The organism is Psychrobacillus sp. FSL K6-1464 (assembly GCF_038003145.1).
Taxonomy (GTDB): Bacteria; Bacillota; Bacilli; order Bacillales_A; family Planococcaceae; genus Psychrobacillus; species Psychrobacillus psychrotolerans.
Window position 1 is genome coordinate 195,993 of record NZ_JBBOOP010000001.1, and the last position, 14,384, is coordinate 210,376.

The following is a 14,384-nucleotide window of genomic DNA, read 5'->3' on the forward strand; positions in this document are numbered from 1 at the left end:
AATTCCACAAAAAAGACCGCCAAAATTAGCGGTCGTGAGACATCACGTAATGTCTGAGTTTATGATTATTCACTGGTTGGAGGGGAAGCTTATTTAATAAATAGTTTCCAGCATGCTTGTCCTTCAATTCAAGGAAGTAGACACATTCACGGTTTGTAATAGAGTCTTTCATTAGGTAAAACCAATCTTCAACGGCCTGTTGCTGGAGAAGGAGTTTACCCACTTTGCAAGTGGGGCACTTTAACTGACCACTCACTTTCCTTTTACAAATAGGGCATATCAAACCGGTTTTCACATCAGCAAGTTTCACTGGATATGTTTGTGCTATTGAAGGAGGGATATATTCAAAGGATTTAGCAGCAAGTTGCCTGGATAACTGATTGAATTTGGTGGTTGATAGGACATCGGGCAACTGATTATAATCATCCATATAGATGGAGATGTCGCAGCCCATAACAATTGTGGTATATTTTGGAGGAAGTACTACATGTGTTTTACTGTAGGCAAGAACAATGATTTTTTTTATAGGAAGATCTATTTTTAATTCCTTTAGGAGTACCTGGAGCTTTTTTGTTTGACGTGTTATTTGCTGTTCGGGGCATTTAAAGGGAGTGACTTCGCCGTCAAACTCTCTTATAAGTTGATCAGGATTTTTTTGAAAGGCAATTTTCCCTCGGATGTTTTTAATTTCTAAAAGAGCTATATATTTCTTTGTGAGAATAAGCGTATCCATTTGGAGATAACTGTTGGAATCTATTTTAATGTGGAGGTCTTTAAGTATGGCATAGCTTTTAGGGAAGGGAACCTGTTTGAGAAAGTTATCCACATAGCATTCTCCGTGAAATCCTGCTTCTATTGCTTTAATACGTTTCTCTACTTCTATATAAGTAGGGTGATAGATAGGTAAACGTTGTAGAATTCGCCTGTAGATTGGAATCGACTTTGGAAATTTGCGTGGTATATCGATGACACATTCCTCCTTTTCAATGAAAATACCATTTTTACAAACATATAACAAGTAGGGGATGAAAACATGGAAACGTTGAATCAATTAAATTTTGCTCGGGTTTATACATTAGGAAGAATTAGTCAAGTAAATGAAGCTTCGTGGGATATACAACCTACAGGATTCAATAATACTATTCGGTGGAATGTAGGACATATTTACGTGAATGCTGAGATACTAACGCAAAGAGCAATTCCAACCTATGAAATTGTACATCCGGAGTGGGTAACACTGTTTGTTCCGGGAACAAAACCAAGTGATTGGAATGTGGAACCGCCAACTTCAGATGAACTAGTCAGTGCTTTAAAGGAACAAGCGGAGCGAATAAAGGTTGCGCTAGACGATCAGCTAGCCAATATTTTAATAGAGTCGATGTCTATAGGGAAGCTCCATGAAATGAAGACAGTTGAGGCACTAGTGCAATTCTTGGTTTGGCATGAAGGCGTACATGCTGGAATTATCCACGCATTGAACCGTGCAACAAGTGATTGACGATGAAAATTTATATTGTAGGCTCAGTGGGAAGTGGCAAAACTACCCTTGCTCGTAAAGTTGCAGCCCAACTTCACCTACCACACTTTGAAACGGATAATTTCGTATGGAACCATCAGCTAACTGGTGACATCCGAAATGAAATAGATGTTAGAAACCAACTATTTATCAATGCCGTTAAACAAGAAAAATGGGTAATAGAGGGCGTTCACATCGACTGGACAGATGAGGCGTTACTCGCAGCAGATCAAATTGTTTTCTTAGACATCCCTGTGAATAAAAGAACATGGCGCATTATTAGAAGATACATTCGTCAACTTTTAAAAATAGAAAAGGGTAACTACAAACCGACCTTTACTATATTCCGGAAGATGTTCCAGTGGAACACGTACTTTGAAGAACAAATGAAACCAGCGTTCATGCAGAAATTTGAAGTCTACGGATCGAAAGTGCATTACCTTTATACAAATGAAGATGTCGAAGATTGGTTTCGGGAACTTTAAATAAAAAAATGGGATGGCGGTTTGTTCAAATGAATATATTTATTGAAAAATTACATGTGGCAGACGAAGAAAATTTGTTTAATTTTGAACTTGAAAACAGAACTTTTTTTGAGGAAATGGTACCTACGCGTGGAGATAATTTCTATAACCCAGAGAATTTTAAAAAAATCCATAAAACTTTACTTGAAGAACAAGTTAATGATGATTCCTATTTCTATTTAATAAAAGATAGTGAAAGCTCAATTTTAGGCAGAATTAATTTAGTCGATATTGAGAAAATGGATAAAATCGGTTACCTCGGTTATAGGGTGGGGCAGGCACACATAGGAAAGGGAATTGCCAATACAGCATTGAAATTATTAATAGAAACAGTAACTGGGAAGGGCATAAAACAGATTAAAGCCAAAACAACAACTAATAACATAGCATCCCAAAGAGTTTTAGAGAAAAATGGATTTGAAAGAATAGAAACTAGTAGTGAAGAGTTTGAAATGAATGGTCAGATGCTGAAATTTGTTTACTATATTTTAAAAATCTAGTTTTACATATGGTTTTTTTGAAGTCGAGCAGTTTTACTAAGGATAGCATTTGTTTTATACACCCCCAAAATAACTAAATAACTTTAATGAGCCAAATAAAAAAGGATCACCATCTTCTAAAATGGTCATCCTTTTTTTTCATTGTATCTATTTCCTTTATCAAATAATCCAGTTTACTTTGTATATCTGATAACTGCTGTTGATTTGCTTGCTTTTTTTGTTCTACATTCTTTTCTTCTTGAGCCAGCTCCGAAAGGGCAATGCCTTCGCCTATGGTTTCAATAATGTACCCAATCGTTACAACAACAGTACCTAGAAATCCTACTTTTGCAGCTAGATTACCCTGTTGCTCACTCTCGTTCTCCTGCTGTTCATTAGGGTCTAGTGGGTTCATGCGCACTAACATCCTTTATGCTATCTTTTTGTCCCGGTTTAACAGGAAGTTTTCCTTTAATAGCATATGATGGCGATAATGAATTAGTTATTTTTTTGTGGGAACCATTTTATGTTCAAATGCATAAATTACGGCTTGTGTACGATCACTTACCTCGAGTTTTGATAATATATTACTGACATGCGTTTTTGCTGTTTTTAATGCTATAAAAAGAGTGTCTGCTATATCTTGATTTGTTTTGCCTTCTGCCATTAGTAAAAGTACTTCATGTTCTCGGTCTGTTAAATCCTCATGGAGAGCATGATCCGATCCTTGACGCATACGCTTCATCATTTTATTGGTTACTTCAGGTTCTAATACAGCATCTCCATTCAAGGTTTTACGTATAGAATCTGCAATATGAGAGGCTTTTGACGTTTTTAACAAATAACTGATAGCTCCAGCTTCGAGTGCTGGATACACTTTGTCATCATCTATAAAGCTGGTGACTATCATTACTTTCGCTTCTGGCCATTGTTGAACAATTTCCCGTGTAGCTTCTGCACCATTCATAATCGGCATAACCATATCCATCAAAATAATATCGGGTTTGTGCACTAGAGCCATATCCACAGCTTCTTTTCCATTTACCGCTTCAGCGACTACTTCCATATCAGGCTGTGCTTGTAAGTAAGCGGAAACACCAATACGTACCATTTCATGGTCATCCGCTAATAAGATTCGAATCATTTTTTTGCTCTCCTTTCTCCAACTGGATTGTTTCAATATCTATCTTCTCAATCGGTAGCTTCACTTCTACAATTGTACCTTGAGAAGGAACAGAAACAATTTTACTTGTTGCACCAATTTCCACAGCTCTCTCTTGTACACTTTGTAACCCGTAAGAGCCATTTTTGGAATCGACCTGTTCAAATCCTACTCCATTATCTTGAACTCGGAAAATAGCAAGATTATCTCGTTCCACGAATAATATATCGACTTCAGTCGCGTTTGCGTGTCGTAGTGTATTGGATAACGTTTCCTGTGCAATTCGGAAAAGATGATCCTCTGCTCCTTTTGACAAAGGGACATCTTCTAAGCGATAACGAATCGTGAAAAATACTTTTTCTTGTAATTCTATAAGTAGTTCTTCCAAACCTTCTTTTAACGTTTTATCATGAAGGGCTGCTGGACGGAGATGTAGTAATAATGCTCGCATTTCTAATTGTGCTTGTTGAACTATTTTTTCTGTTTGTAACAATGTTTTTGGGGCTTTTTCATGTTGTGATTCTTCTATTTCTACCATAGCAGACAAAAGCATAGACGCAGCGAACAATTGTTGAGATACGGAATCATGTAGTTCTCTAGCCAGTCGCTGTCTTTCTTGCACGATTCTCTCTTGAATAACTCTATCTTGGTCCTCTGCTTTTTCATTCGTAATGCGTTGTAATGTCTTACGCTGAGTTATGATAAGTTGCTCTAACTGTGTTGTAGTAACATGTAATCGTTTAGAGTACGTATATTTCCTCTTTGTTGGTTCAAATGCCTCGGCCGCTAGCAAAGGGCGAAGGCTAATATCAATCTTCTTTTCCTGATCTCGAACCTTTAGTAGTGTATTCAGTGAAAAACTAAAACTTATAATAGCAAGAATGATAATAATCCAAGCACCAAAAGGCACCTCTGCGTACTTTGATTCTAATAAGGACCACCAAGCATTTTCATTGGGCCAACCCCATAGTGCATAAAGCAAAAGTGCTGCAAGTGATAATAAGGTGAAAAAAATAGAGAAACCTTGCCCCAAAATAATTTTCATTTGCGGATCACCTCAATATCCCCAATCCATGTGGATACAGTAATGACTAGCTCTGAAGCATACAGAACGTCGTCTAAATAACCATCTTTCACTAGAACAGATTGGTTCCATAGACGTTGAACGCCACGACCAAAGATGTCCGCCTCTCCGATTATCGTTGCAAAATGTAGTCTTACTGGAATTTCGTATGGTACATAGATGGTCACCTTTCCAAGGGACTGGCGAACGGAAACAAAAGATAGGCCTTTTGGCAATACTGTTTGTGTTACATCAATCACTTGTTCTCCATAAAAGCTTTGCACATGGACATCTTGCCACTCGTAAGCATTAAAGGGAGTTGTTTGAGAAGAGAATAACTTATTCTGTATAATACTATTTGGAGTTTCTTTATATACTGTGTCAAATGGACGGACCATATGTTGAATAGGTTCATTTTTCCAGAGTTTATACAGGATGTACCCCATTATAGCGAGAAGTAGAAGTCGCAAACTCCACATAGAAAAAATCGCTATAATCAAAAGAATAAATCCAGTCCAAAATAAAAAGCGGGTACGTTTTCGCAAGCTAAAATACATCATCCCGATGCCAAGAAGAACTAATACAATACTGCCATTCCCGAAAATTGTAGCCTCTATGAACATAAGGAAAACAAAACAAATGAGTATAAAAGCTAACTTGTTCGTTTGGTTTTCTTTCATAATGAGTATTCCTCCTTCTTCGCATTAGGTGAAAATTCCATCAGCGGGTTCCGCTAATGGCTAGTTGAACCTGGATAAAGGAGAAGGCGAGTGCCTCCTCCTCTTTAATGCCTGCTACGCTTTTCCATCTGTCTTGCGTCTTTCCTCTAGTTTACACAATTTCTTCTTTAGTTTGTGCATTTTTTTCTAACATTTGTAAACGCTGTTCCATCGAAGTGACTTCATGCTCTTTTTCAATCTTTTGGCCCAGACGTTCGATGTACTGTTCCATGTCTTCGAAAGTACCGAAATTCTTTTCTTTTTGTTCAGGTTGTAGAATTCGATCCATTTGATGGTGTGCACGAGTTACATTTTCTTTTCCCATCAATTGTAATTGGCGAACTTTCATGTCTTTAATTTTATGTTTCATCTCTTCGTATTTACGTTCTAAACCGAAAAGCTCTTCCGTTGTTTGGTGAATACTGTTCTGCAGTACAATGGCACGTTCTTCGTAAGCTGTTACTTCAGCTAAGGCGAAAGCAGCTAAGTCTTCCTCACCACTTGCAGTTGCTAGATCTACTTGGTTTTTACGTTTTTCAACCATCTGCATCGTTTCCACTAATTCTTTTTCAAGTTCTTGCTTTAAGTTTCCTTGACGCTCTAACCATTTACCAGTTTGTTCTGTTTGTTTCTCTGCTTCCCTAATATATTGGTTAAGCATTGCAATCGGATTTTTTTCTTCTTTTTTGTCAAAAAGCTTGTGTAAGTCTGCTTCTATTGAGTATTTTAGTCTGTTTAATAGTGATGTCATTTTCATTTCCTCCTTATTTTGAAAGCTCGTTCCATTGTTTTTCAAAGTTTACAAATGGGTCATCTGTTTTAACGATTGAAGATGAAAAATTTACTTCTTCGTTGTTCCATTTTTTCACTACATACCAAACCGCTAGAATTGCTAAGATACCGAAGAATCCAGGCACGTTTACAACGGCACTGATTAAACCAAGGATTCCTACGCTTGCCCAAAAGATTTTCAAGAAGGTTGAATCACTCTTTAAGTAAAAATGTACCCCTGCAAAAACGATTGCTGCGGAGACCCCAAGAGCTAAGAGCGAACCTAAGTTAGCTAATGCTACAATCCCTGCAATAATTCCTAGTGTTAATAAACCAAATCTTTTTTTCATATATTTGTTCCTCCTCTCGTTTGTATTACAAGCTTACCAATATTAGAAATGAATCCAAACGGGCTTAGAATTGATTTTCTTATCGGTCTTGAGCCTTAGGGGTACTAAGACATTTTCTGCTATACTTATGAAAAAGTAGTCAGGAATCTACTCGTTATCCGATACTTTGTTAAGTGAAAAATACATACATTGGAGAAATGATACATGAAAAGAATCGCTGGAGCAGCAGTAGTAATCCTCTTATATTCTGCAATCGTATTTTACTTTGGCTGGGGAGTTGCCAAGTGGTTAGATCTTTATCTCCCTATAAATACTTGGTTATTTAGTTTTGTCTGGGGAATACTTGCTTTTGGATTTTTCATTGGGAGAATCAGTCATAAGTTGCGACTCTTTAGTATAATAGGGTCCTACTGGTTTATTGTCATGCAGTATGGGATTATTCTTTTCCCAATTGCGACCATACTTTTGTGGATTTTCCCAACACATCTAAATTTAATAGGATGGTTAGTTTGTGGGATTTTCATCTTTGTTTTAATATTTGGCACATATAACGCATACACACCGGTAGTTCGTGAGCTTTCTATTGTAATGCCGAAAAAGGGCTCTAAACCAGATTCTATTAAAGTAGTAGTTGCATCTGATTTCCACCTTGGTTTATTATCCAATAAGGCACATTTAACTCGCTTTGTGAAAAAAGCAAATGCTCAGAAGCCAGATTTAGTGTTGTTAGCAGGAGATTTAGTCGATGATGATCCAATTTGGTTTGTGGAAAAAGGTATGTCCGAAGTTATGAAACAGCTACAATCTACGTATGGTATATACGGGGTGCTTGGAAACCATGAATATTATGGAAAGAAAATTCCTCTATTAGTAGAAGAGATGGAAGCATCCAACGTTCACATGTTATTAGATGAAACTATTTTAGTAGCAGATTCGTTCTATTTGACGGGTCGTGAAGACATAACGAACAAAAACAGAAAGCAATTATCTGAGTTAGCTCCGGAAGAAAAGGATTTACCATGGTTTGTAATGGACCATACACCGTCTAATTTATTAATACCTGAGAACGAAAAAGTAGATTTTCATGTGTCCGGTCATACACATCTTGGGCAAATGTGGCCCAATCATTTATTTACAAGAAGGATTTTTGAATTAGATTATGGGTATAGGCAAAAGGGAAGTTTACATGCAATTGTATCTTCTGGATTTGGTTTTTGGGGACCACCTATAAGGTTAGGTAGTCAATCAGAGCTATGGTCAATAAACATTAAGTTAGAGGATGTGGAAGTATAATGGAAGCATGGATTACAGACTGGATGAATCAGTTTGGTTATCTAGGAGTATTTTTATTAATTTTAGCAGAAAATATTTTCCCGCCAATTCCTTCTGAAGTGATTTTAACCTTGGGAGGATATATGACAACGATGACTAGCATGACGAAGCTTGGTATTATTATTGCTTCCACGGCCGGTTCTGTCATTGGTGCGACTATCTTGTATGGTATCGGGTTACTTTTAGATGTGGAGCGGTTGGAGAAAATTGTTGGGAAGTATGGTAAGTTCCTACGATTAACGATTAAGGATATTCATAAAGCCGACGCTTGGTTTGATAAATATGGAGTCTGGGCAGTCTTTTTCGGAAGATTAATACCACTGGTGAGAAGCCTTATTTCAATTCCTGCAGGGATGTCGAATATGAAGTTTGGATTATTTCTTCTATTTACGACACTTGGAACGTTAATATGGAATACAGTATTAGTCTCGGTAGGAGCGGCGGTTGGAGATAACTGGGATGAAATTGTTGGATATATGGATATTTACTCCAATATTGTATATACCATTATAGCTATTTGTGGTATTGCATTTCTGATTTGGTACTTTAAAAAACGAGATTAAGGAGATTTTATGGAAATTTTAGAGTTATTAAAAGCACTTATACTTGGATTTGTAGAAGGAATGACAGAGTTTGCACCGGTATCGTCTACGGGACATATGATTATTGTCGATGATATGTGGTTGAAGACGGAAGATTTTTTAGGGAAATATTCTGCTAATACATTTAAAATTGTTGTTCAATTGGGTTCTATTTTAGCGGTAGTAGTAGTGATGTGGAAGCGATTATTCAGTTTAGTCGGCTTGTATAAAATTGATACAGAAGAATCGAGTAAACAGTTCAACTTGCTTCATGTTATAGTTGGGATTATTCCAGCAGGAGTATTGGGAGTTCTATTAGAAGATTTTATCGATAAGAATTTATTTGGTATAGAAACCGTAATATTTAGTCTTATAGCGGGTTCTATTTTAATGATTATTGCAGATAAATTTGGACCGAAAAATCCTTCTATCGTAAGTCTAGATCAAATTACATATGCACAAGCTTTCAAAGTAGGTTTAGTACAATGTCTTTCGTTATGGCCGGGGTTCTCACGTTCAGGTGCTACCATTTCTGGTGGTGTATTATTCGGGATGAATCATAAAACAGCAGCAGACTTCACATTCATCATGGCTGTTCCGATTATGGCTGGAGCAAGTTTGATATCTGTTTTGAAAAACTGGGAAGATATTGATATGAACCACTTGAGTTTTTATATAGTAGGATTTATTAGTGCATTTGTTTTTGCACTTATTTCTATTAAGTTCTTCTTGAAATTAATCTCACGCGTTAAATTAATGCCGTTCGCAATTTATCGCATTATTTTAGCAGTGGTTCTTGCAGTTATCGTATTTCTTTAAATAAGTTGGCGAATTTTGTTAAGTAGTTCGTGGAGTAGGACTAAAACTATAGGGAAAAAGCATTGCCTCTGGCAGTGCTTTTTTTGAGTGGATTTGGTATGGACTACTTAGTGAAATAAGAAAAGCACGTCTCTCTTTAAAAGAAAGAATTTGTTAAGGAAAAAGGATGAATATTGGATAATGATTGTCCCTACTACTGGTTATTTATGTTGAAATAAAAGATTGTGAACGTGTTCACTTAAATTATATAGGGATTGAAGCTTTAAGGTGTCTAGAAGAACTAAAGATCGGGTAAAGAATACATAGGAAAAGCAATCAGGAGGTAATTTTTAATGAAGAATCATATTGTTGGCGTATACGAAAATGAACAACAAGCAGCTGAAGTTGTGGAAGATTTAAAAGCGAAGGGCTATACAACCGAAGAAATTTCAGTTATTGCTAAAAATATAAATGAAACATCTGAAATCGCACAGGAATTAAAACCCTCCACAAAGGATGGAGCAATTGTTGGAGCTGTAACTGGAGGAGCAATTGGAATAGCAGGGGTGATAGCAGGGTTATCCACTATATTAATCCCAGGGTTTGGTGCTGTGTTGGCTGCAGGTCCAATTATTACAACAATTGGCGGAGCAGTAGTAGGAGCCAACTCTGGTTCTGGAGGATTAAAACATGCTCTTATGGAAATTGGAGTTCCAGATAATGAAGCTGAACTCTATTCGAATGAAGCACAGGATGGTAAAATCCTGGTATTTCTTCACCCTAAAGAGTGAGGGTCGATTGAGTGGTCAAAAGTAATGTTTGCAAAAATAATATCAAGTGATTTTAGCTAAAAATCGCTGAATCACTTGATGTATTAGTTCCCCTAGAGAATTGACAGCTTGAATTAGGAGTTGCTCAGTTAAACACAATATGTTAGATTATATAAATGAACTAAACACAATATATAGTATGTTAACGATGAAAAGGTACCTTTATGGTTTAAAAGGGAATTCGGTAAAATGCCGAAGCTGTCCCCGCAACTGTAAGTGTGGACGACTGTTGAATAGCCACTGCGAGTGATCGTGGGAAGGACAACAGAAGGATGAAACACGAGCCAGTAGACCTGCCTTTTCATCGGTAAGCAACACTTTCTTCGGGGGTTGAGAGGTGGGAGCGAAGGCCTCTATCTCGAATGATTGATATGTCTTGTTGTATCCTACACTTTTAATTTTGAGCGATGTCTCAGCCGAAGATGGCTGTGTCATCGCTTTTTTTGTTTTGTGGTTTGGAGGGAAGTGCCACATAACTGTAACCGTTTAAAAAATAGGAGGAATTCAAATGACAATCATCTCAAACACAACGAAACAAGAAGTCCTACATAATCTAACAAAAGAATTTGGGGAGGAAAAAATTACTCCTCTTATAAAAACACATGAAAGATGGATGCAAAAACACCCGGAAGGTACAATAGCTGCTTGGTCGAAGTCAATGTCACTAGAAGCATTAAGTTTTCTAGATGAACAAGAAACGTACTGGACCTTTGTAGCAGCAAGAGTTCATTTAGCGCAGGTGTATGAACAAGTAGCTGAGAGAAGAAACACAACTGTGGATGCAGTGTACACAAAGTTTGCTAGTAATGTTCAACTGTTAAGTGATAAAGGCATTTACGATAAACGTCTTAAACAAGCATACTCACTACAAGAACTAGAGCAGCTATCTGAAATCCTCGTACAGGAAAGAGATTATTTATTTACTTATATCGGTCTAAAAACACTATTAGATCGATATGTAGCGAAGGACTTTGATAAAACAATAGTCGAACTGCCTCAGGAACGTTGGCTTATTATTGCAATGACACTGATGAAGGATGAGCAAGAAAATCGTTTAGAGAAAGTAAAAGAATCCTATTGGGCGATGAGCAACCTATATATGACAGTAGCAACACCAACACTATCTAATGCAGGTAAGCCTCATGGACAGCTCTCTAGCTGCTTTATCGATACGGTAGACGATAGCCTTCAAGGAATCTACGATAGCAATACGGACGTTGCAACCCTATCCAAATTTGGCGGGGGTATAGGTGTGTATATGGGCAAAGTGCGTAGCCGTGGATCTTCTATTAGAGGTTTTGTTGGTGCTTCCAGTGGTGTGCTTCCTTGGATTAAACAACTTAATAATACAGCAGTAAGTGTTGATCAGCTTGGGCAACGCCAAGGGGCAGTAGCTGTGTATTTAGATGTTTGGCATAAAGATATATTTACATTTTTAGATTTACGTTTAAATAACGGTGATGAACGACTACGAGCGCACGATATTTTTACTGGTGTATGTTTGCCCGATTTATTCATGGAGAAAGTCGATGCTAGAGAGGAATGGCATTTATTTGACCCTCATGAAGTTCGTCAGCTTAAAGGCTATTCTTTGGAGGACTTTTATGATGAAAAACGTGGCGATGGATCATTCCGCCAAAAGTACGAGGAATGCGTTAGCGATCATCGCTTGTCTCGTGAAACTGTTCCCGCTATCGACTTGATGAAGCGAATTATGCGTTCTCAGCTAGAGACAGGAGTACCGTTTATGTTTTACCGCGATGAAGTCAATCGCAGCAACCCTAACAAGCATGCAGGGATGATTTATAGTAGTAATCTTTGTACGGAAATTTTCCAAAACCAAAGTGCAACTACATTTGAGTCGATTCAAATTGAAGACGATATCATTGTCACTCGTCGTAAACCAGGGGATTTTGTCGTATGTAATCTGTCGTCTATAAACTTAGGGAATGCAGTTCCGGCAGATGTATTAGAAAAGCTTATAAAAATTCAGGTTCGGATGCTCGACAATGTGATTGATCTAAATATGATTCCAGTTCCTCAGGCGGAACGTACAAATTCTAGGTACAGAGGGATTGGGCTTGGGACATTTGGATGGCATCATTTACTGGCACTAAAGAGTATTCGCTGGGAGTCTGATGAAGCGGTTGAGCTTGCGGATTCATTGTATGAAAAAATTGCATACTTAACGATTAAAGCTTCTGCGGAGCTTGCGAAGGAAAAAGGGGCATATCCATTATTTGAAGGGTCAGATTGGCAAACAGGAGTTTATTTTGACAATCGTCAATACGATAGTAAAGAGTGGAATGAATTACGGGATATTGTAGGGGAAAGTGGGATACGGAACGGATATTTAATGGCAGTTGCTCCGAACTCTTCAACATCGATCATAGCTGGAAGTACTGCAAGCATAGATCCTATATTCCAGAAGTCATACTCGGAAGAGAAGAAGGATTATAAAATTCCGGTCACTGTACCAGATTTGAATTCTGAGACTACATGGTATTATAAATCAGCGTATTTCATCGATCAGCATTGGACGCTTAAACAAAACGCTGCACGCGGGCGTCATATCGACCAAGGAGTTTCATTAAACCTATATGTGCAAAACACAATCAAAGCAAAAGAATTATTAGATTTACATCTAGATGCATGGAATAGCGGGTTGAAAACAACTTATTATGTGCGTTCCACTTCAGTTGAATTAGTAGATTGTGACTCTTGTTCAAGCTAATGAAAGCGATCATTTGCTATTTAAGCTATAGCGGTAATACCGAGGAAGTAGCGGATCTATTGAAGAAGCAATTGGAAGCCGGCAACTTTGAAATAGATATGTATAGTATTGGCTATGGAGCAGTACCAAATTTGTTTGAATATAACCTTATTTTTCTCGGAACTTTTACTTGGGATAAGGGAAGCACGCCCGAGGAAATGAAGCACTTTGCAAGAGAAGTTGGTGACAAGCCTAACAATGTCTATATCTTTGGGACTGGGGACACACAGTTTGGTGGAGATGATTTGTTTTGTAATGCTGTAAACAAATTAGCTCGTTTCTATAACAGTGATTATCCGGGTTTGAAAATTGAGCAATCACCGAGAGGCAGCCAGGAGAGGCTGGTAAGTAAATGGTTAGAAGGAGTTTTGGAACATGCAGAAGGCAAAAACATTAGAACCTAGAAATCCGAACAAATCGACAGGAATTTTCAACGGCCAGTCAAGTGGAATATTAAATTGGAACGATATTGCGTATCCACACTGGCATAAGATGTACAAGCGCTTGCTAGGTAATTACTGGCAGGCAGATGAGATCAATATGTCCAATGATATAAAGCAGTTTGCAAGCCTTAGTCAGTCGGAGCAGGATGCCTATTTGAAAATTATTGGCTTGCTTGCGACATTGGATGCACCTCAAACACGTACAGCACTGTTATTATCGCTTTACGCAACCGACCCGTCAGTCCAATCAATCATGGCTGTAATTGCACAGCAAGAAGCGGTGCATAATGAAAGTTATTCGTATGTATTATCTTCTATCGTATCGCTTGATCAGCAAAATAAGGCATTTGAATTTGGGAGAACAGACGAAATTTTACTCAAGCGAAATAAAAACATCGCGAAGTATTATAATGACTTTGTAGAAAACCCGACGACAGAAAACATATTAAAAACGTTAACATACACTACCTTATTAGAAGGACTGTTTTTCTATTCAGGCTTTGCCTATTTCTATAATCTTGCTCGCTATAACAAGATGGTTGGGACTTCTACAATGATTAGCTATATAAACCGAGACGAGCTAGAGCACGGACGATTTATATCGGAACTGTTTAGAGCAACTCTTTCTGAAAACCCTGAACTGAATAACGAAGAGCTAATTGAATGGGTATACGAACAATTTAAAGAATCCGTAGAGTTAGAAATAGAATGGTCGGAGTATGTATTGGCTGATATCGAGGGAATTGAATTAGAAGAAATGCATGGGTATATTAAATACCGTGCTAACAAAATGTTACGTTTAATCGGTTTGGAGGAAATATATCCTGAATATGTAGAAAACCCAATGAAATGGATACGTGCCTATGCAGATAATATTGATGGAACAAAAACAGATTTCTTTGAACAAAAATCCCGTCAATATGTAAAAGTAAATGCTATTGATAATGGATTTGATGATCTTTAATATAATAGTGGAAACTATTAATGGATTAAAATACGGATAACAAAAAATTGCTTTATTGAACTATTACATACGTTCAATA

The 14,384-nt window shown here is 37.5% G+C and carries 17 protein-coding genes and 1 riboswitch; of the genes, 10 read left to right on the forward strand and 7 right to left on the reverse strand.

Features of this window, described 5'->3' with window-relative positions; translation table 11 throughout:
- Positions 1–25: 25 nt before the first annotated feature.
- Positions 26–1,018: a nuclease-related domain-containing protein gene (locus MKX39_RS01010; RefSeq protein ID WP_445678040.1), complete on the reverse strand. Its 993-nt coding sequence runs from the start codon at positions 1,016–1,018 to the stop codon at positions 26–28.
- 15 nt (positions 1,019–1,033) lie between these two features.
- Between MKX39_RS01010 and MKX39_RS01015 the strand changes: the two genes are divergently transcribed.
- The 3 genes from MKX39_RS01015 to MKX39_RS01025 are packed head-to-tail and all read left to right on the forward strand — an operon-like array spanning position 1,034 to position 2,540.
- On the forward strand, positions 1,034–1,498 hold the full coding sequence (locus MKX39_RS01015; protein ID WP_340761163.1) for a DinB family protein: 465 nt from the start codon (positions 1,034–1,036) through the stop codon (positions 1,496–1,498).
- A gap of 2 nt (positions 1,499–1,500) precedes the next feature.
- On the forward strand, positions 1,501–2,001 hold the full coding sequence (locus MKX39_RS01020) for a DNA topology modulation protein FlaR (RefSeq protein WP_340761164.1): 501 nt from the start codon (positions 1,501–1,503) through the stop codon (positions 1,999–2,001).
- A gap of 29 nt (positions 2,002–2,030) precedes the next feature.
- Complete coding sequence (locus tag MKX39_RS01025) at positions 2,031–2,540, forward strand: GNAT family N-acetyltransferase (protein WP_340761165.1); 510 nt, start codon at positions 2,031–2,033, stop codon at positions 2,538–2,540.
- Between the two features lie 106 nt (positions 2,541–2,646).
- Here the strand turns inward: MKX39_RS01025 and MKX39_RS01030 are convergent, their stop codons facing one another.
- From MKX39_RS01030 to MKX39_RS01055, 6 genes are all read right to left on the reverse strand, one after another.
- A complete protein-coding gene (locus MKX39_RS01030; protein ID WP_340761166.1) occupies positions 2,647–2,934 on the reverse strand; it encodes a hypothetical protein in 288 nt (95 codons plus the stop codon).
- A gap of 87 nt (positions 2,935–3,021) precedes the next feature.
- Entirely contained in the window at positions 3,022–3,663 is a 642-nt protein-coding gene (locus MKX39_RS01035) for a response regulator transcription factor (RefSeq protein ID WP_340761167.1), read from the reverse strand.
- A complete protein-coding gene (locus tag MKX39_RS01040; protein WP_340761168.1) occupies positions 3,638–4,726 on the reverse strand; it encodes a sensor histidine kinase in 1,089 nt (362 codons plus the stop codon). The genes MKX39_RS01035 and MKX39_RS01040 overlap by 26 nt, the downstream gene beginning before the upstream one ends.
- Positions 4,723–5,424: a cell wall-active antibiotics response protein LiaF gene (liaF, locus tag MKX39_RS01045; protein ID WP_093536515.1), complete on the reverse strand. Its 702-nt coding sequence runs from the start codon at positions 5,422–5,424 to the stop codon at positions 4,723–4,725. The genes MKX39_RS01040 and liaF overlap by 4 nt, the downstream gene beginning before the upstream one ends.
- A gap of 151 nt (positions 5,425–5,575) precedes the next feature.
- Positions 5,576–6,214 (reverse strand): PspA/IM30 family protein, encoded by a 639-nt coding sequence (locus tag MKX39_RS01050; protein ID WP_340761169.1) that lies wholly within the window; start codon positions 6,212–6,214, stop codon positions 5,576–5,578.
- Positions 6,215–6,227: 13 nt separating this feature from the next.
- A complete protein-coding gene (locus tag MKX39_RS01055; RefSeq protein ID WP_093536511.1) occupies positions 6,228–6,584 on the reverse strand; it encodes a lmo0954 family membrane protein in 357 nt (118 codons plus the stop codon).
- A 204-nt stretch (positions 6,585–6,788) separates the two neighbouring features.
- Here MKX39_RS01055 and MKX39_RS01060 point away from each other — a divergent pair, with 204 nt between their 5' ends.
- From MKX39_RS01060 to MKX39_RS01090, 7 genes are all read left to right on the forward strand, one after another.
- Entirely contained in the window at positions 6,789–7,877 is a 1,089-nt protein-coding gene (locus tag MKX39_RS01060; RefSeq protein WP_340761170.1) for a metallophosphoesterase, read from the forward strand.
- Entirely contained in the window at positions 7,877–8,479 is a 603-nt protein-coding gene (locus MKX39_RS01065) for a DedA family protein (RefSeq protein ID WP_093536507.1), read from the forward strand. Before MKX39_RS01060 ends, MKX39_RS01065 begins: the two co-directional genes overlap by 1 nt.
- A gap of 9 nt (positions 8,480–8,488) precedes the next feature.
- Complete coding sequence (locus tag MKX39_RS01070) at positions 8,489–9,316, forward strand: undecaprenyl-diphosphate phosphatase (RefSeq protein WP_340767943.1); 828 nt, start codon at positions 8,489–8,491, stop codon at positions 9,314–9,316.
- A gap of 332 nt (positions 9,317–9,648) precedes the next feature.
- Positions 9,649–10,086, forward strand: coding sequence for a general stress protein (locus tag MKX39_RS01075; protein WP_340761171.1), 438 nt, complete (start codon positions 9,649–9,651; stop codon positions 10,084–10,086).
- 176 nt (positions 10,087–10,262) lie between these two features.
- Positions 10,263–10,440, forward strand: a riboswitch (cobalamin riboswitch).
- A 193-nt stretch (positions 10,441–10,633) separates the two neighbouring features.
- Entirely contained in the window at positions 10,634–12,859 is a 2,226-nt protein-coding gene (locus MKX39_RS01080) for a ribonucleoside-diphosphate reductase subunit alpha (RefSeq protein WP_340761172.1), read from the forward strand.
- On the forward strand, positions 12,859–13,302 hold the full coding sequence (locus tag MKX39_RS01085) for a flavodoxin (RefSeq protein ID WP_340771290.1): 444 nt from the start codon (positions 12,859–12,861) through the stop codon (positions 13,300–13,302). The genes MKX39_RS01080 and MKX39_RS01085 overlap by 1 nt, the downstream gene beginning before the upstream one ends.
- Complete coding sequence (locus MKX39_RS01090; RefSeq protein ID WP_093536496.1) at positions 13,274–14,305, forward strand: ribonucleotide-diphosphate reductase subunit beta; 1,032 nt, start codon at positions 13,274–13,276, stop codon at positions 14,303–14,305. Before MKX39_RS01085 ends, MKX39_RS01090 begins: the two co-directional genes overlap by 29 nt.
- The last annotated feature ends 79 nt before the right edge of the window (positions 14,306–14,384 follow it).